This window comes from Bacillus sp. PSXD-155, assembly GCF_049310765.1.
Classification (GTDB): Bacteria; Bacillota; Bacilli; order Bacillales; family Bacillaceae_G; genus Bacillus_A; species Bacillus_A cereus.
Window position 1 is genome coordinate 93,436 of record NZ_JBMOWC010000018.1, and the last position, 19,109, is coordinate 112,544.

Genomic DNA, 19,109 nt, shown 5'->3' on the forward strand with positions numbered 1-19,109 from the left:
ATATAGGAGCTTATAAATCGTTATAAAAAAGATATATCTCGTTACAATAATTTGTACCTTTATAGTAATAAGTATCTTTGTTTTTCAGAAAATAAATGAACATAAGTATACTAAAGCTATTAATCAATCAAATCATATAAAAAATATCGCACATAGAGGTGCTTCTGCATATGCGCCTGAACATACAATAGCAGCATATCAATTAGGCCAACAAATGAATGGAGATTATATAGAAATCGATCTTCAAATGACAAAAGATGGACATATAGTGGCTATGCATGATGAAACCTTAAACCGTACAACAAATGGTACAGGGCTAGTGAAAGAGCATACATTAGAAGAAATAAAGCAACTAAATACAGGTTCTTTTTTTAATGAAAAATATCCGAACTTAGCAAAGAAAGAATTCGAAAATGCTAAAGTCCCAACATTAAAAGAAATTATTGAAACGTTTGGGCATAACGCAAGCTATTATATTGAAATAAAATCACCTAATGAATATCCAGGAATGGAAGAAAAATTATTAGAAATTATTCATCACTATGGAATACAGGATAAAGTTATTATTCAATCGTTTAGTGAAGAAAGTCTGCAAAAGATTCATAGCTTAAATAGTCATATATTCTTAGTACAATTATTACCTTATAAAAAAGCAGTTCAATTAACAGAATTAGAGATAGAAAAGTATAAAACGTACTGCATAGGTCTTGGTATGAATTACAAATATATTGATTCAGATTATGTAAATAAAATAAAGAAAAACGGATTAGAAGTTCATCCATTTACAGTAGATAATGAAAAAGATATGAAAAAGTTACTTTCATGGGGAGTCGACGGGATGTTTACTAATTATCCGGATCGTTTACATTCCATATTGGATTTGAAAAGTCATGAATAAGAAGTGTTATTCATAAAGGGAAAATTTACACAACCTATATATTAGGATTAATAATGCAAGATGGCATGTTGCATATAAAAAGAAAATACCAAAAACCGCAACTAGAAGACCTGGGTTGCGGTTTTTTTATTGCTTCGATTTCAGTTTACAAAGTTTGAAGCTAGAAATGAAAATCTTGTTAGATGAATTGGCTTCTTGTGTATTTGTACTTCGTTTCGTTCTAGGTATATGTACAACCCATGAGACGAGTTTTGCATATGATAATAGAAAAGGAGATGTTGCATATTGAAATACCACACTAGAAATGTAAATAATCTGAATAACTTAGCGGATAATACGAAAGCTGCAGCTTTTAAGTGGTATCAGTACTGTATCGACAATGGAATTGAAGTATTAATTTATGAAACAATCCGTACGGTCGAGCAACAACGTGAATATGTTCGTAAAGGAGCATCACAAACGATGCGCTCATATCACTTAGTAGGACAGGCATTAGATTTTGTTCCAATTCAGTCGAATGGTACAGAAGATTGGAATGGCTATAATAAAGAACCGTGGGCATCAGCAATTCGTTATGCTAAACAAATTGGCTTTGAATGGGGCGGTGACTGGAAAGGATTTGTGGATAGCCCGCATTTGCAATATAACTACAAAGGGTATGGAACGGATACTTTTGGAAAAGGTGCTCAAAACGTAGTGACTCCTCCCACGTCGAATGATAATGTAGGGGTTGCTTATATTAACGGTAGTAATGTAAATTTACGAAAAGGACCTAGTACTGGATATGGCGTTATTCGTCAATTAGGGAAAGGAGAGTCCTACAAAGTATTTGGACAATCAAATGGCTGGTTAAATCTAGGTGGCGATCAGTGGGTTTATAACGATCCATCATACATTCGTTATACGGGAGGAAATGTACCAGCAACTTCACAATCATCAAACGATGGTGTAGGTGTAGTTACTATAATCGCGGATGTATTGCGTGTTCGTACCGGCCCTGGAACAAATTACGGCATTGTGAAAAACGTGTATCAAGGTGAAAAATATCAATCGTTTGGATATAAAGATGGTTGGTATAATGTCGGTGGAAATCAATGGGTTTCTGGTGAATATGTTACGTTTGTAAAGTGAAAATAAGAGCCGTCCTGTTGGGCGGCATTTTATTTTAAATATTCATAGGACGAGCATTCATAATATTATTTGTAATACATAGAGTATAATTTTTCATTCTAATAATCAGAAAGTAATCAAAATGTAATTAATTTCAACTACGCTTTTTATATTTTTTTGATACACTGGCTACGAGGGGGATACCAATTAATGTCGGTAAAAACCAAAACCATATTGGCGGAAGTAAATTTAAAATGGGAATATGGATGCCGATATTTACTAAAAGTGCGGTGACTGCACCAATATAAGAACCTAGCATACCTCTAATGTGGTGATGGAGCCAATTTTTCCAACGTTTTTTTCGTGCAAGGTATCCATAAATCGCAAATGAATAAGAGAAGATTGCTACATAAAATAAATATGCGATTTTATCCCAGTTGATAATGGATAATATTATTGCCGTAAGGGTGATGACAACATAGGATGCATGATATATTTCGCCCCATTCGGTATGTTTTCCTTTCTTTTTTTGGGCAACCATCGCTACAATTCCAGTGATTAAGCATATTGTTCCAAATAGTATGTGTATGGTTAAAAGAATGTTAAAAATGCTCATAATAATTCCTCCCTTTTTATTTTTATAGTATTGCAGTATAGGAGAAAAGTTGAAAAATATAGTTAGTTCGGCTTAATATATTGAAATAAAGGTATTCCTAGAACAAAACCCAATGATTTAAATGTTTTCTCAAATTTAGTGAGATGATTATTATGTTAAATGAAGGAGAGACTTCTATGTTTACATCTATTACATATTTACAATCGGGCAATGACAAGCAACAAAAAATATATGATGTTTTGAATAGCCTAAACATAATGGAGGATTTAGCTTTATATAATCCCGTTCTTTGCGGGACAATCCCTATAAGAATTGATACTCCTCAATCTGACTTAGATATTGTAATGGAAGTATATAACTTTGATGTTTTTGAGCAGGAAATGAGATCTTTATATGGTTCTTATGGAGGGTTCAACATAAAAAAGAAAAAAATTAAAGGTACTGAATCGATAAAGGTGAATTTTGAATTCGAAGGTTTTGAATTTGAATTATTTGCTCAACCGAAGCCAGTGCGTAATCAAAATGCATATAGACATATGATAGTGGAACACATGTTATTAATGCAGCATCCCCATATAAGGGAAGAAGTTATTCGCTTAAAGGAACAAGGTTTAAAAACAGAACCTGCTTTTGCTCAAGTATTAAATATTGACGGAGATCCTTATGAAGAGCTTATTTTATTAGGGCAGGAAATGAGATTGTGGTAAATAAGATACGTAAAAAATCCTCCAAAAACAAAAGAGGATTTTTTTATGCTGTTAACTTACGAATTAATTCACTGAGCAATTTAATCCCGTTAGTCATTTGTTCTGGAGAAGCATATCCATATGATAAACGAATGTACTGATCTGATTCTTCTTCATAAATACGTCCCGGGTTTAAAAGAATTCCTTTTGATAGTGCCTCTGAAAATAGTTTTTTCATCGGAATGTTATGTACAATCTTTAGCCATATAAAAAATCCACCACTAGGAATATCCCACGATGCAACATCTGCACAATATTTATTTAAAGCTCGTATCATTATTTGTCTTCGTTCTTTTAGGTGCATTCTTACGTTCGCTACATGTTTTTCATAAAAACCTTCATTTATCCATTCAGCAGCTACTCTTTGAGATAAAGAACTCGATCCATAGTCTGTTTGCATTTTTATATCTGACAATCTATCAATAACAGGTTCTGGTCCGATTATCCATCCAATTCTAAGTCCTGGGCTAAGTGTTTTAGAGAGACTACCAATATATAATACATGTCCATGTTTATCCATCGACTTTAAAGGAGCTGGAGGTGATTCATCAATCCATAACTCTCGGTATATATCATCCTCGATGATAGGCAACTGCTCTTTTTTACATATTTTTAATATTTCTTTTCTTCGCTCTTTGGACATCAATACCCCCCTTGGATTTTGAAAACAAGGGATTGAATATAAAATATTATTCTTTTGACTATATTTAATTCGTTTTAATAAGTCGTTAGGTAAAATACCGTGATGATCCATTGATATACCGGATAAATTTATATTTGCTGATTGAAAAACATGAAGTGAATATAAGTAAGAAGGTTGCTCAAGTAAAACAGTTGACTTTCTATGTAGAAGACCAATTGATATTAATTGTAATGCTTGGAGTGCACCAGACACTATTAATATAGAACCCGGTGATGCATGTATTCCAAATGATCTTACATATTTGCTTATTGCTTCCCGTAACGGATAAAAACCTTTTTGTTCTTCGTATCCGAAATAATCTAATTCCTCACTGACTTTTTTTATTATAGATTGCATAGTTTCGAGCGGAAAAAGATGAGGTGCAGGTTCACCTTTACTAAGATGGATAAGCTTTTTATTTGCTTCTGCTTCATTTATTTCTCGAACCATTAACTTACTTGGTTTATGAATACCGGCTTTTACATATTCACTCCAATCGGGCGGAGGATTAGTTGCTAATAATGACCATGTATTATTCATTATAATTGTTCCTGCTCCGATTTGTCCTTGAATTAAACCATCTGCCATAAGTTCATCTAGCGCAGTAATTACAGTACTTCGATTTACATGAAATAATTTTGCTAACTGCCGCTGACTAGGGATTTTACTTCCAATTGGCCATTCTCCGTTTTCAATTTTTTCTTTCATATAGTCTATTATCTGCCGATATTTGGGCACTTTTTTATCGATTGTCATATAAAAAACTCCTTCGTTTATTTAAAAAATTCAAAGTGGTTGGTTTTTCCGATAAATAACTGGTTGAAGACATTGTATCAACTATTAAATATGATGAAAAGAAATAATTGGTAATTTAAAAATGGCTGGTTTTTTAGGGAAGGAGAGAAAATATGCATAATAAAAAATGGGATTTACGCATTATATGTGCTCACGCTTTTACAATTCTTATATGGGGAACTGCTTTTCCAGCAATTCGTATGGGGCTTGAATCTTATACGCCTGAACACCTTACTTTACTACGCTTATTAATCGCCTCATTTATACTTTTGTTATTTTCATTTATATACAAACTACGACTACCGGATTTAAAGGATATCCCAGCAATTTTTATATTTGGTGCTCTAGGATTTACTATTTATCAAATCGCATTAAACTACGGCGAAAAAACAGTAAATGCTGGATCTGCAAGTTTAATAATTTCAGTCACTCCAATAGTGACGGCAATTCTTGCTTCTGTTTTTTTGAATGAAAAAATGAAATTAAATGGCTGGATCGGTGGTTTCATGAGTTTTGCAGGAATTGCCTTAATTTCATTTAGCCAAGGCGACGCTTTTCAATTGAATAGCGGGGGATTATTTATATTATTAGCGGCGATTTCAGAAAGTCTATTTTTCGTTTTCCAAACATCTTACTTAAAAAAATACGGCTTCTTACCATTTACCATATATACAATTTTGTCTAGTACTGTATGCATGCTTATGTTCTTACCCGGAGTTTATCAAAAAATACTAGCAGCTCCTCCTGAAGTTAACTTGAGCGTTATATATTTGGGTGTCTTTCCAACAGTACTTCCGTATATAGCATTGGCCTATATTATATCTCGTGCTGGTGCTTCTGAAGCAACAAGTTCTCTATATTTAACGCCAATAACTGCGTGTTTCATTGCTTGGATATGGTTAGGAGAAGTGCCAACCTTAGTTTCGATAATTGGCGGAGGAATTACTATACTTGGAATTGTGATTGCTCATATACCAGTATTAAGAAAAGAAAAACATAGGAATTTAGCAAATAATCAATCCGTATAATGTAATTCAATAATGATTTTATGATACTTTTTTATATAGTTTCTTTCTTATGTTGATAAATATAATATTTTGTATTTCAGTTAAATATTGTATGTTACATTTTATGTAGTAAGCATTTTAAAAGGAGCTGACAACATAATGAATGGAAAAAGAAAAATTTTCACATGTATTTCTATTGTAGGAATCGGACTAGCTAGTTTTTCTAATTCTAGTTTCGCAGCAAGTATAACGGACAATTCAATACAAAATTCTATTCCCATAGTTAATCAACAAGTAGCTGCTGCAAAGGAAATGAAACCATTTCCCCAGCAAGTTAATTATGCAGGTGTTATAAAACCGAATCATGTTACACAGGAAAGTTTAAATGCTTCTGTAAGAAGTTACTACGATAATTGGAAAAAGAAATATTTGAAAAATGATTTATCTTCTTTACCTGGTGGTTATTACGTAAAAGGAGAGATTACAGGTGATGCGGATGGGTTTAAGCCACTTGGAACTTCAGAAGGTCAAGGGTATGGGATGATAATTACAGTATTAATGGCTGGTTATGATTCGAATGCTCAAAAAATCTATGACGGTTTATTTAAAACAGCAAGAACTTTTAAAAGCTCTCAAAATCCTAATTTAATGGGATGGGTTGTCGCAGATAGTAAAAAAGCACAAGGTCATTTTGATTCTGCTACTGATGGGGATTTAGATATTGCGTATTCTCTTCTTCTTGCTCATAAGCAGTGGGGATCTAATGGAACAGTTAATTATTTGAAAGAAGCACAAGACATGATTACAAAAGGTATTAAAGCTAGTAATGTTACAAATAATAACCGACTAAATTTAGGAGATTGGGATTCTAAAAGTTCACTTGATACGAGACCATCTGATTGGATGATGTCACACCTTAGAGCATTTTATGAATTTACAGGTGATAAAACTTGGCTTACTGTTATTAATAATTTGTACGATGTTTATACGCAATTTAGTAATAAGTACTCTCCAAATACAGGACTTATTTCAGATTTCGTTGTAAAAAACCCACCACAACCCGCACCTAAAGACTTCTTAGATGAGTCAGAATATACAAATGCCTATTATTACAATGCTAGTCGGGTACCATTGAGAATTGTAATGGACTATGCGATGTACGGCGAGAAAAGAAGTAAAGTCATTTCTGATAAAGTCTCTTCATGGATTCAAAATAAAACGAATGGAAATCCTTCTAAAATTGTGGATGGTTATCAATTAAACGGATCCAATATTGGGAGTTATCCAACTGCTGTATTCGTTTCACCATTTATTGCTGCAAGTATAACGGATAGCAATAATCAAAAGTGGGTAAATAGCGGTTGGGATTGGATGAAGAATAAGAGAGAAAGTTATTTTAGCGATAGTTATAATTTATTAACTATGTTATTTATTACAGGAAACTGGTGGAAGCCTGTACCTGATGATAAAAAAACACAAAATCTAATAAATGATGGAATTTATGAAGGATACGATAATTAATTAAATTTGAGAATGGTTACTGAAGAAAGGAATTAGCATACGCTAGTTCCTTTTTAATATTTTGTAAAACATTATCCATTCTAAAATTCGCATAGATATACTTGCTTTTTTCATATACATAGTTATTGATGACTCTATGTTTTTATGAGGGGAGAGTATTTCTTGGAAAAAGTATTATTTTTCGGAGACCCAGGTATTGATGACTCATTTGCCATTATGTATGGTTTACTGCATCCTGAAATTGAAATTGTAGGTATTGTAACTGGATACGGAAATGTTGAACATATACATGCTGCACATAATGCAGTGTATATTTTACAGTTAGCAAATAGACAAGACATTCCTGTCATTAGTGGTGCAACAAAACCACTGACAGAAGAAATCACTACGTACTATCCTGAAATTCACGGAGCAGAAGGATTAGGGCCCATCCATGTTCCGGAAAATGTATTATCTATTCCAATATACAATTTTGGTAGTATTGCTGCGATTCTTATAAAGCACGGAAAAGATTTAACGATTTCATATGATAATGAAACCAATGTATGATTACTATCTATCCGCATACCAAAAGCTTAATCCATCTATGGAAGGACCTTTGCTACATGATGTGGTTGCAATAAGTGGATTAGTAAATCCAAGTTTTTTTGAATTTGTGCATCGTACAGTAAATGTAGATACATACGGAGATACGAAAGGACAAACATTTGCTGATTTTCGCCCTAGCTCTATATCTGATGGAGCCCATATAGCATTAGAAATAGATGAACAAAAATTCATTCAAGATTTTATAAAAATCATGTTATAAGTTGTAGTCGAAAAAGGGAATTATTTCACTACGTTGAATATAAACATACATCCTCTATATAAGGGAGCTTACAATATTGAATGTCCAGTTAAAGGTTGTTACGAGAGAAAATTGGGAAGAAGCATTAAAGCTACAAGTGAAAGGAAATCAGTTGAAATTTGTTCCATCCGTAGCAGTTTCGCTTGCTAAAGTATATATAAAACCAGATGGTGACAATGTAGAGTACATACCATTCGCTATATACGATGGTGACCTTATGGTTGGTTTTGTTATGCATGCTGTTGTAATAGAGACATCGGATATGTATTGGATTAACGGATTTATTATTGATCAATTGCAGCAAGGTAATGGTTATGGAAAAGCAGCATTACAAGAAAGTATTGATATAATAAAAAATACTTTTAAATCGTGTAAAGAAATAAGATTAACCGTACATAAAGATAATCTCTCTGCAAAGAAATTATATGAACGATATGGTTTCCAATCATTAGGACATGAGTATGATGGTGAGCAAGTATACCGTTTATTCGTTTAATTATTATGAAGTAAAGGTGTGAAATTTGAACAAGTATAGATTGAATGACTAGGAGGAATATCAAATGAAAAGTAAATTCCATCATATTGTACGAGCAGTCATGATAAAAGATGAAAAATTATTAGTTGCTGAATACATTGGCCAACATTATTTTTTACCTGGTGGCCATATTGAAATCTGAGAATCAGCAGAGAATGCATTAATAAGAGAGTTAAGAGAAGAACTTGGAGTAAACTGTAGTATACAACAATTTTTAGGCGTCATAGAAAATCAATGGCAAGATAAAGAAGTGCTTCATCATGAAATTAACCACATTTTTGAAGTAGAGTCACAAGATTTACATACGGACTTAACACCGAAATCTAGTGAGTCTCATTTAGCATTTCACTGGATAGATTATAATAAAGAAGCTTTAAATCGTTATGAAATCATGCCAATGCCTTTAGTGAAGGAATTACTAGAAAGAAAGTTAAGTGATGAACTACTAAATTGTTGGATTAGTAATTTTTAAATCACTTTATTTATAGTAAATACGTCCATCGAATGAATATAAAGAAAATAGGCTAAAAAACAAGGTACATCACCTAGTGTAAGTTCATATTTTGTTGATGTACGCATTTAGTCTATAGTCTTGTTTCTACTTTGTTTACAAGAATTTATTAACTTTAATATTTGGACGGAATTTACATTTATAAATGGAGGGGTTCGTAATGAATCAGTTTCAACATGAACTACAAACATTAAACCTTAATGATTATCAAACTGGTAATGTTGTGTATTGGGATCAACAACAAAGTCAATATCCATACTACTACATTCAAGACGATGCACGTCGTTGCGGCGGATGCGGAGGTTGTGGTGGACGTTGCGGTGGATGTGGCGGTAGATGTGGAGGTTGTGCAGGTCGTTGCGGCGGATGCATAGGATGCGCAGGATGTTTCAGTTGCTTTAATTGCTGGAACTGGTGGATTATTTAAGTGTAGAAAATCCAAGTTATTTTATATGAAAGAAAGGTGTAAAAACTATTTTGCACTTTTCTTTCATGTTGTAATTTTCGAACGTATTAAGGGGGATTTATTTGTATACATATGATAAGTTGATTTCTTGGGTAGAGAATATAAAAGAAAAAAATCATAGTTCTGCTACAGCACTTTGTATTATAAAAGATAATAAAATCGTACTAGAGCATTATAGTGGTTATCACTCAAATACATCTACAACCAAGAGAGTAACAGCATCTTCACAATTTAACGTTGCTTCTGCTAGAAAAAGTTATTTAGGATTAATGATAGCGTATGCGCTTTACGAGGGGAAAATAAACTCTATCGATGATGAAGCGATAAAATATTTTAAAGACTTTGATCCTGTATTGCTTGGTAAAACGACGATAAGACATTTAGTAACACATTCGCACGGATTAGAAGAAACGAATGACGGGACAATTTTTCGTGAATTTGAACCGGGACAATCATGGGCGTATAGAGATATTAATGTAAGAATGATGACACGTCTTATTTATCAGCTATATAACAAAAGTTTTCCTGAATTGTTAAAGGAGCGTGTGTTTAAACCTGCTAATTTTCAAGAAACAGGTTGGAGAGTTCAGCAAGATGAAAATTTAGTTGACGTTGTTAATAATCCAAATGAAGACGCAATTAGTGAAATTGGTACGGTAGATGACGGTACTGAAAAAAATTTATTTGTCTCAGCTAGAGAATTTGCGCAGTGGGGCAATCTTCATTTGAATCAAGGTATGATAGATGATGAACAAATTGTTCCAAAAGAAGTTATAAAAATCGCTACGAGTTTGCAGAGTCCAACATATATAAACAAAGAGCTACCACAAAATGGATTGTTTTGGTTCATCCAAAATGAGCCTGCACAATTAAGCGAACTTGGTGAACGTGTTCCAAAAGGGTCGTATCAAATATTAGGGATTACTGGACCTACTATTTTAGTAATACCTGAATATAATGTAGTTGTTGCAAAAATGTATAATAAAAGATATAACTACGGTGGTGATAATTACTTATATTATTTACGTGAATTTAGTAATTTAGTCGTTGATACATTTAGTAACGGTAATAGGGCATAATTACTCCTATAACAAAAAGGAGTGATTGAAAATGAAAGATAAAGTGAACAAAAATAAAAAGCAAAATATAAAAGATGTAAATACAGAGCAAAATGCAATTTATAGCGATCCTAAAGATGCAGCTAATATGCAAACTGTACCGCAGCCGAAAGATTTTGATGAAATCGAATATTAATTTTTCATCCGACTATATGATGAATGAAAAATACGTCTTAAGTCTCATAACATTTTAGAAATTATTTGATAACATGTATACATAAGCATTTGAAAATGTCTTATCTTAACAAAGCTTTCTTTAGAAATATCTGATATAACCTGCAAAAGACACTTCTTTATGAAGTGTCTTTTTGTGTATATGAACTTAATTACCATTTTCCGTACAGTATCTTGTAATTTATGATGGATATACTAACTGTGAAAATTCATGTCAAGATAAAAGAAGGGGACAGTTAGTATGAAACAAAGTTCTATAAATCCGTTACTAATTGTTCTAGGTACAATCATTGTTCAAATTGGCCTTGGAACAATTTATACATGGAGTTTATTTAATCAACCCCTTGTAAGTAAGTTTGGATGGAATCTTAATTCAGTAGCGATAACTTTCTCCATAACTAGTTTTTCTTTATCATTCTCAACTTTATTTGCAGCCAAGTTGCAGAAAAAATTAGGCCTTCGGAAACTTATTGCTACTGCAGGAATTGTTTTAGGACTCGGCTTAATACTTAGTTCACAAGTTTCTTCCTTACCACTATTATATTTATTAGCTGGTGTCGTTGTTGGTTATGCGGATGGAACAGCTTATATTACATCACTATCTAATTTAATTAAATGGTTTCCAAATCGGAAAGGGCTTATTTCAGGTATATCTGTATCAGCGTATGGAATGGGCAGCTTAATCTTTAGATATATAAACGGAAATCTTATCGATAACCTTGGTGTATCACAAGCATTCTTATATTGGGGTATTATCGTGTTACTTTTAGTGTTAATCGGATCGTTCTTCTTACGTGAGGCAATTGTAAGTAATGCTGTAACTGAAACATTACACAATGACTATACTCCGCGTGAAATGATGCGAACGAAACAAGTATATCTGCTATTTTTTATGTTATTCACCTCGTGTATGGGTGGTTTGTATTTAATCAGTATGGTAAAAGATATCGGCGTACAACTTGTTGGACTTAGCGCAGCAACCGCTGCAAACGCCGTTGCTATGATTGCAATCTTTAATACAGTAGGTAGAATCATTCTTGGGACGTTATCAGATAAAATCGGGCGAATGAAAATTGTCTCTGCAACGTTTATTATTATAGGTTTGTCAGTCTTTACTTTAAGTTTTATTCCGCTAAATTACGGGATCTATTTTGCTTGTGTAGCAAGTGTCGCCTTTTGCTTCGGCGGTAATATAACTATATTCCCAGCTATTGTCGGAGATTTCTTTGGATTAAAAAACCATAGTACAAATTACGGGATTGTCTACCAAGGTTTCGGATTTGGTGCGCTTGCAGGATCATTCATTGGAGCGATACTTGGAGGATTTCAACCAACTTTCATTATAATTGGTGTTTTAAGTGTTATTTCCTTCATTATTTCAATATTAATCCGTCCACCAAATGTAGAAAAGAAAAAGGAACTAAAACATTTACATCGGAAAGTAGCTTAATTTTAAAAAGAGTCCTCATACTAGGGCTCTTTTTTATTCCATTAACTTTGCTTCTTTACCAACTCATTAAAGACAGGACAATATCATTTTAAAATTGAATAGATAAGTAAAAAGGAGCGTGACACTTAAAATGAAAATAGTACAGCAGTGGGTACAAGAAGATAGTGATTACATAAGAGAGAAAGTAATTGAATATAATCAAAAATATCTCGCAGATGAAGAAAAAACACCTTCAGAAAAGGTTAGTTTCATAGTAAGAAATGAAAAAGAAGAAATAGTAGGTGGGGTAACAGCAATAACTTTTTGGCACCATATACACGTTGACTTTCTATGGGTTTCTGAAGAGTATAGGCATGAAGGTTACGGAAGCAAGTTAATAAAGCTTATTGAAGAGTTTGCAATTGAAAAAGAGTGCAGGTTAATCAATTTAGATACTTTTAGTTTTCAGGCACCTGATTTTTATAAGAAGCATGGATATAAAGTAATCGGAGTAAGTGAAGATCATCCGAAAGGACATAATCATTATTATTTAGAAAAACGGCTAAAAAGTATATAGAATTTGTTAACATTAGTATTTGGAATACACATGCAATAAGGGCGAGGTTATTATTAATTTCAGTATTAATTGAATCAATTTTTATTCTAAAACTGCAAGAACGTACTTTGGATAATCTTCCTAAGGTACGTTCTTTTTTTATATCAGTAGCCTATTCTTATTAATTCCACCAATACTGGTAAAGGCAAGACTTAACTAACTTATATATATTAAAAGGAGTTAATGGTAAAATGAATAGAAGACAGAAAATTCCTTTTATTAAAAATAGAGGAGGTACATATGAAAAAAGTAAATGTTACATATGCACTTTTATACGATAAAACAAACGAAAAGATCTTAATGGTAAAAAACAAAGGAGAAAATGGTTCTTATTATACATTACCAGGTGGCGCAGTTAAATTAGGAGAAACATTGGAAGAAGCAGTAATTCGAGAAGTAAAAGAAGAAACAGGGTTACATATAAACGTAAAAGGGATTTGTTCTATCAGCGAAGCCTTTTTCGAGGAAAGAGATCATCATGCAATTTTCTTTAATTTTCTAGGCGAAATAATTGGCGGGGAGACATATATATCAAGACCAAAAGAAATCGAAGAGATTACTTGGATGGAATTACATATAGCAGCTCCATATTTACGCATACCAGAACATTTACTAGATTTATTACAAAGGAAAGAAACAGTACCGTACTTTTTTAACGGAACAATCGTTCATCAATCTTCATAAAAATATTATCTCATGTAAGGTGGGGAAAACATGGAGTTCATCGTTAATCACAAACAATTTACTCAAGCACTTTCAGAAGTTAACAAAGCGATATCAACAAAATCTTTAATTCCTATATTATCTGGTATAAAAATAACTGCAGATCAATCTGGAATTACTTTAATTGCAAGTAACTCGAATATTTTTATCGAAAAATTCATTCCTGTTTCAATTGAAGACGAAAAGATTGCAACTATTTTAAAGGCAGGAACTATTGTTGTACCTGCAAAGTATTTCATTGAAATAATAAAGAAAATGCCAAGTGATATAGCAATAAAAAGTAAGAATGAGCAATTAATTACGATACAATCAGAAGAAATCACATTAAGTTTAAATGGATTTCCTGCAGATGAGTTTCCGAATGTACCGCTTATAGACAATCATGCAGAAATCAAAGTAGAGACAGAGCAATTGATTGAAGTATTTAAACAAACAGTCTTTGCGGTAGCGAAAAATGAATCTAGACCTGTTCTTACTGGGGTGCATATAGAGTTATCTAATAATAAGTTAATTTGTGCTGCAACTGACTCACATAGACTAGCGATACGTGAAACGCGACTTTCCTCAGATATAAAAGTAAATTGTATTGTACCAAGCGCAACCATTAGTGAACTTCTAAAATTAATGAACAGCAATTCGGAATTCGTATATATTTACCTTTCAGAGAGTCATATTATATTTACGCTCGGAACAACTACATTATATTCAAGACTAATTGAAGGGAAATATCCTAATATTTCTAACCTTATTCCAAATGACTTTAAAACGATTATTAACATAGATAGAAAAAAGATATTACAAGGTGTAGACCGATCAAGTTTATTAGCAAGTGAATGGGCCAATAACAATGTTAACTTAGAAATCATAAACGAATCTACAATTAAAATTTCTTCAAACGCTTCTCAAATTGGGCAAATATCCGAAACGCAACAAATAGATGCGATTCAAGGTGAAAAACAATTAAATATATCTTTCGATGGGCGTTTTATGGTTGATGCTTTAAGAGCAATAAAAGAAGAAACGATTACTTTAAGCTTTGGCGGTTCTATGAGACCGATATTGATTGAAGCAGGAGAGCAATCTGCAGCAGTACATCTTATATCACCAGTAAGAGCTTATTAGGGATAGAGGAAGGGATTACATAATGATGTATTAGTATAGCAAACAGTTTACTAAATCCTACATAATATAATTCAATCATAGACAAAGCAGCAATGGTAATCTGAAATACAAAGCAAAATAATAATAACCTAAATATAAAAGCATAGATTAATCGATATGGGGTGAGTACGATGAAGAAAGTAATTGTTTTACTCATTGGTATAGTTTTAATTATTTTTGCTTTTTATCAATACAACAAAAAAGACTATGCAGCTAAAAGTACTAACTTGTATGTAGAAGACTTTAAAGGGGCAAATGATTCAATAAAAATACAATCTGCTATTAATAAAGCAGCGTCTAGTAAAATAAAAACCGTATTGCTTGATGATAAAAAGTATAAAATCACGTCACCAATCACTGTTAAAAAAGGTGTGAAATTATTATTTGGTTATGGATCACAATTTGTGGTTGAGGGAAACTTTAGAGTTCTAGAACTAGAGAAAAACGCATCCATTGAAGGAGCGTATATAGCTATTGACGATCCTAAATTTAACTCTGAAGTTATTTATTTAGACGGTAAAAATAAATATTATAACACTTGGAACAAAACGCAAATAAAAGATATAAATATTATTAATTGGACGGAAACGAATAAAGGTACCGGAATTTCTTTATACTCTGCTGGAAAAGAAAATGAAATTTCGTTTGTTAACTTCGAAAACATTAAAATTGTAGGAATGGAAACCGGACTAAAATTAGTAGCAAAAAAACCGAGCACCGGACAAGCTTGGATAAATGCCAATCGTTTTATGAACTTTTCTTTAGAAGACTGTGTAAAAATGATTTATATGGATAGTCAAGTAACTACGCCAAATGAAATTAGTGGGAATCAATTTACAAATCTTCAAATACAGCCTTCAAATAAAACAAAAAGCATTATACAGGTAAGTGGTCAGCATAATGAATTTCATGGGATGGTGTGGGATTTAAATAAAATAAAACATGAAAACGAACTCATTGAACTGACTGATAAGAGTATGAATACAGTGGTTGAAATGTCCAGTGTACCAACAAATAGAGTTTTAGATAGTGGGAAATCCAATATAATAAAGTAATATTTTTATTTATGAATTCACTTCTAAAAGCAGATAGAAATAAAAATTTTAGACAGGAGATTCAATATGTGGAAAACAAATATTATCAAAACTACTAGAGGGAAATTTGAGTATTTTGTGAAGGGAGAAGGGCCGCCTTTATGCGTTACACATATGTATAGTGAATATAACAATAATGGAAATACTTTTGCAAACCCATTCACTGATTTTTATAGCGTATATTTAGTTAATTTAAAGGGTTGTGGGAATTCAGATTTAGCAAATAGCGATTCCGAATTTAGTATGACGGAAACGGTTAAAGATTTAGAAGCGATTCGGGAAGCTTTATATATTAATAAGTGGGGATTTGCTGGTCATTCAACAGGAGGGATGTTAGCTCTTGTATATGCGACTGAAGCACAAGAAAGTTTAACGAAAATAATTGTTGGTGGCGCAGCGGCGAGTATGGAATATGCATCCCATAAAGATAGTATATACTGTAGTAAAAATGAAAAATTTAATAGAATCGTATCAATTATGAATACATTAAATGATGATAGTATAGTACAAGAAGAAAGAAAAGCATTAAGTAGAGAGTGGGCACTTATGTCTTTTTATTCTGAAGAAAAGCTTGAAGAGGCATTAAAATTGCCGAATAGCGGAAAGACAGTTGGCAATCGGTTAAATTATTTTAGACAAGTTGAATATAAAGATTATGATGTTCGTCAGAAACTTAAATTCGTAAAAATCCCAAGTTTTATATACTGTGGTAAGCATGATGCGCAATGTCCCTACATATTTTCTCGTGAAATAGCAAATTTAATCCCGAACGCAGCATTAACTAAATTTGAAGAAAGTAATCATAATCCATTCGTTGAAGAAATAGACAAGTTTAATCAGTTTGTAAACGATACATTATAATCAATAAGTAAAAAGCGAATCTTCTATATAAGACAGATTCGCTTTTTACTATAATTAGACTTTTCGCCACCAAGCATACCTAGGATAGTCTGTAGATTTCAACGTAATAGATTCGCCAATTTGAGGCGTTGTAATTTTAACACCTAAACGGTTGGCTTCTTTCGTAACACGTTCTATCGGGTCACTCCATTCGTGTAATGCTAACGTAAAAGCACCCCAGTGAATTGGAAGAAGTAATCCTCCTTTAACATCAATATGAGCTTGTACAGTTTCTTCAGGCAACATATGAATAGCAGACCACCTCGAATCATATTGCCCGCATTCCATTAATGTAAGATCGAATGGACCGTATTTATCACCAATTTCCTTAAAGTGAGGGGCATAACCGCTATCACCACTAAAGAAAATTTTAGTCTCTTGACCAAGAATAAGCCATGAACACCATAATGAACGATCTCTATCTGTCATACCACGTCCCGAGAAATGCCTTGCAGGCGCACATACTAACTTAATATTATCAAACGTAATTTCGTCCCACCAATTATGCTCACTAATTTTACTAGGTGAAACACCCCATTTAATAAGATATTGTGCAACTCCAGTTGGAACATAAAAGTGCTTTGCGCGATCTTTTAACTGCATAATACTTTTGTAATTCAAATGATCATAGTGATTATGAGAAATGATAATCGCATCAATTTCTTGAAGGTCATCACGTTCTAAAGAAAAAGTACCACTATAGCGTTTACTATTAAACAAAGGAAATGGGGAAGAGGCATCTCCAAACATAGGGTCTAATAATAGTTTTTTACCTTCTATTTTCAAAAGAGAAGCAGAATGGCCAAACCATGTAACACTCTCTAACGATTCATTATCTTTATTTGATAAAACGATAGGCAAATCCTTTATAGGACGCAGCTTTGATTTTATTTTAAAGTAATCCGTCATTAAACTTATAATATCTTTCGGTTTAAAACTCATATCAGTATGAATTTGATTTGTATATTTCTTATTCATTCGTTCTCCTTTTTACGATTAACAATTTACGTATGTTGTTATTGTAGCTATTTGTAGTTTAAACTATATTATTTTACCTTTCATCTAAAATGCCTTGTATTTCATAAATCCGTCAAATTCATTATTTGTATCTATAAAGTACAAATCGCACAGCAGCTAAGACAAATATTAAGTACATGTAAATTGTTTTTATTTAGTAAATTCCTTCTTATACGTAACAAAGAACATATGTTTCGTTGTATGTTATAGAAGAAGATAAGTCTCAAATTATTAAAAGGAAGGAGAGGATGTAAGTGCAAATAGAAAGAAAAAAGAACTCAAAATGTAAACTATCAAAATCGGAAATAACGCAGCAATATGCAGAAGGGAAGAGTACTTCAGAAATAGCTACACTTGCTAATGTATCTGCAAGGTATATTCGTATGGTTTTATCAGACAGCAACGTTCCAAGGCGCGCTATAGGGAGTTGGAAGAGAAAGTATGACATAACAGAAAATTATTTTAAAACGTGGTCAAATAACATGGCTTATATTTTAGGGTTTATAGCAGCAGATGGTGTTATACAGAAAGAAAATCAATGTGTCAGTATATCTCAAAAAGAAAGTTATATTTTAGAAAATATAAAAAAAGAACTAAAAACAAACCAGCCACTTTATCAAAACAAAAAAACAGGCGTATACATGCTAAATATTAATAGCAAAACAATAAAAGACGACCTTATGAACATACACGGAATTATGCCATGTAAATCATTTAACATCGAATTTCCTTTTGTACCAGAAGAATATTTGCATCATTTTGTTCGTGGATATTTTGATGGGGATGGTTACGTCAAGTATGAAACTTATACAGTAAGCTTTGTAGGAGGATCATATAACTTTATGAATTCTTTAAATCAGGTACTACAAAATCATAATTTACCAGCCGATTTACTAAATCAAAATAAACATTATCGCGTCATTTTAACCGGAAGAAAACCAATACAACTATTTTCAAAGTGGATTTATAAAGACAAAGATATTTATCTGCATAGAAAATATGAAGAATTTCAGAAAGAAAGTCTAAGTCTAGATCAATTAAAAGATCGAAAGCTAAAAAGAACTCAAGCTGCTGTTAAGCAGAGAAAACAAAATTTCCTTAAGGAATATATGAAAAATAAATGTATCGCTAAAACTTGTTCCA

At 32.5% G+C, this 19,109-nt stretch carries 19 protein-coding genes and 2 pseudogenes; 18 read left to right on the plus strand and 3 right to left on the minus strand.

Annotation, left to right across the window (positions count from 1 at the left end):
• Nucleotides 1-22 precede the first annotated feature (22 nt).
• Entirely contained in the window at nt 23-898 is an 876-nt protein-coding gene (locus ACO6VI_RS19980; protein WP_161519883.1) for a glycerophosphodiester phosphodiesterase, read from the plus strand.
• A 285-nt stretch (nt 899-1,183) separates the two neighbouring features.
• Nucleotides 1,184-2,029, plus strand: coding sequence for an SH3 domain-containing protein (locus ACO6VI_RS19985; protein WP_161519874.1), 846 nt, complete (start codon nt 1,184-1,186; stop codon nt 2,027-2,029).
• Nucleotides 2,030-2,162: 133 nt separating this feature from the next.
• Here the strand turns inward: ACO6VI_RS19985 and ACO6VI_RS19990 are convergent, their stop codons facing one another.
• Nucleotides 2,163-2,624 carry a DUF2306 domain-containing protein gene (locus ACO6VI_RS19990; protein ID WP_053564312.1) on the minus strand — a complete coding sequence of 154 codons (462 nt, stop codon included), beginning with the start codon at nt 2,622-2,624 and terminating at the stop codon, nt 2,163-2,165.
• Nucleotides 2,625-2,800: 176 nt separating this feature from the next.
• Here ACO6VI_RS19990 and ACO6VI_RS19995 point away from each other — a divergent pair, with 176 nt between their 5' ends.
• Nucleotides 2,801-3,331 carry a DUF4269 domain-containing protein gene (locus tag ACO6VI_RS19995; protein ID WP_161519873.1) on the plus strand — a complete coding sequence of 177 codons (531 nt, stop codon included), beginning with the start codon at nt 2,801-2,803 and terminating at the stop codon, nt 3,329-3,331.
• 43 nt (nt 3,332-3,374) lie between these two features.
• On the opposite strand, the gene ACO6VI_RS20000 is transcribed toward ACO6VI_RS19995, so the two are convergent.
• Nucleotides 3,375-4,808 (minus strand): PLP-dependent aminotransferase family protein, encoded by a 1,434-nt coding sequence (locus ACO6VI_RS20000; RefSeq protein ID WP_422423904.1) that lies wholly within the window; start codon nt 4,806-4,808, stop codon nt 3,375-3,377.
• Nucleotides 4,809-4,960: 152 nt separating this feature from the next.
• Between ACO6VI_RS20000 and ACO6VI_RS20005 the strand changes: the two genes are divergently transcribed.
• The 14 genes and pseudogenes from ACO6VI_RS20005 to ACO6VI_RS20070 all read left to right on the plus strand — a co-directional run bounded on the left by ACO6VI_RS20005 (nt 4,961) and on the right by ACO6VI_RS20070 (nt 16,910).
• Nucleotides 4,961-5,875: a DMT family transporter gene (locus tag ACO6VI_RS20005; RefSeq protein ID WP_161519871.1), complete on the plus strand. Its 915-nt coding sequence runs from the start codon at nt 4,961-4,963 to the stop codon at nt 5,873-5,875.
• A gap of 138 nt (nt 5,876-6,013) precedes the next feature.
• The gene (locus ACO6VI_RS20010; protein WP_422423906.1) at nt 6,014-7,375 is read left to right on the plus strand and encodes a glycosyl hydrolase family 8; all 1,362 of its coding nucleotides are present in this window, start codon (nt 6,014-6,016) and stop codon (nt 7,373-7,375) included.
• A 162-nt stretch (nt 7,376-7,537) separates the two neighbouring features.
• Nucleotides 7,538-8,183, plus strand: a pseudogene (locus ACO6VI_RS20015) (nucleoside hydrolase).
• A gap of 76 nt (nt 8,184-8,259) precedes the next feature.
• The gene (locus ACO6VI_RS20020) at nt 8,260-8,718 is read left to right on the plus strand and encodes a GNAT family N-acetyltransferase (protein ID WP_161519869.1); all 459 of its coding nucleotides are present in this window, start codon (nt 8,260-8,262) and stop codon (nt 8,716-8,718) included.
• A gap of 64 nt (nt 8,719-8,782) precedes the next feature.
• Nucleotides 8,783-9,229 (plus strand): annotated as a pseudogene (locus ACO6VI_RS20025) (NUDIX domain-containing protein).
• A gap of 199 nt (nt 9,230-9,428) precedes the next feature.
• On the plus strand, nt 9,429-9,695 hold the full coding sequence (locus tag ACO6VI_RS20030; protein WP_147801767.1) for a heterocycloanthracin/sonorensin family bacteriocin: 267 nt from the start codon (nt 9,429-9,431) through the stop codon (nt 9,693-9,695).
• A 101-nt stretch (nt 9,696-9,796) separates the two neighbouring features.
• Nucleotides 9,797-10,813, plus strand: a complete 1,017-nt coding sequence (locus tag ACO6VI_RS20035) for a serine hydrolase domain-containing protein (RefSeq protein ID WP_161519868.1) — start codon at nt 9,797-9,799, stop codon at nt 10,811-10,813.
• Nucleotides 10,814-10,844: 31 nt separating this feature from the next.
• Nucleotides 10,845-10,988, plus strand: a complete 144-nt coding sequence (locus ACO6VI_RS20040; RefSeq protein ID WP_000653680.1) for a hypothetical protein — start codon at nt 10,845-10,847, stop codon at nt 10,986-10,988.
• Between the two features lie 279 nt (nt 10,989-11,267).
• The gene (locus ACO6VI_RS20045) at nt 11,268-12,476 is read left to right on the plus strand and encodes an L-lactate MFS transporter (RefSeq protein WP_161519867.1); all 1,209 of its coding nucleotides are present in this window, start codon (nt 11,268-11,270) and stop codon (nt 12,474-12,476) included.
• Nucleotides 12,477-12,606: 130 nt separating this feature from the next.
• A complete protein-coding gene (locus ACO6VI_RS20050; RefSeq protein ID WP_076876064.1) occupies nt 12,607-13,032 on the plus strand; it encodes a GNAT family N-acetyltransferase in 426 nt (141 codons plus the stop codon).
• Nucleotides 13,033-13,311: 279 nt separating this feature from the next.
• Nucleotides 13,312-13,755 carry an NUDIX hydrolase gene (locus tag ACO6VI_RS20055; RefSeq protein ID WP_065483848.1) on the plus strand — a complete coding sequence of 148 codons (444 nt, stop codon included), beginning with the start codon at nt 13,312-13,314 and terminating at the stop codon, nt 13,753-13,755.
• 30 nt (nt 13,756-13,785) lie between these two features.
• Nucleotides 13,786-14,916: a DNA polymerase III subunit beta gene (dnaN, locus tag ACO6VI_RS20060; protein ID WP_161519866.1), complete on the plus strand. Its 1,131-nt coding sequence runs from the start codon at nt 13,786-13,788 to the stop codon at nt 14,914-14,916.
• A 170-nt stretch (nt 14,917-15,086) separates the two neighbouring features.
• Nucleotides 15,087-16,010, plus strand: coding sequence for a hypothetical protein (locus ACO6VI_RS20065; protein WP_153218013.1), 924 nt, complete (start codon nt 15,087-15,089; stop codon nt 16,008-16,010).
• Nucleotides 16,011-16,076: 66 nt separating this feature from the next.
• Nucleotides 16,077-16,910 (plus strand): alpha/beta fold hydrolase, encoded by an 834-nt coding sequence (locus ACO6VI_RS20070; RefSeq protein WP_000266020.1) that lies wholly within the window; start codon nt 16,077-16,079, stop codon nt 16,908-16,910.
• Nucleotides 16,911-16,964: 54 nt separating this feature from the next.
• On the opposite strand, the gene ACO6VI_RS20075 is transcribed toward ACO6VI_RS20070, so the two are convergent.
• A complete protein-coding gene (locus ACO6VI_RS20075) occupies nt 16,965-17,927 on the minus strand; it encodes an MBL fold metallo-hydrolase (protein ID WP_161519865.1) in 963 nt (320 codons plus the stop codon).
• 293 nt (nt 17,928-18,220) lie between these two features.
• Between ACO6VI_RS20075 and ACO6VI_RS20080 the strand changes: the two genes are divergently transcribed.
• Nucleotides 18,221-19,109: LAGLIDADG family homing endonuclease (locus ACO6VI_RS20080; RefSeq protein WP_422423911.1), on the plus strand; the 889-nt coding region annotated here is incomplete at its 3' end.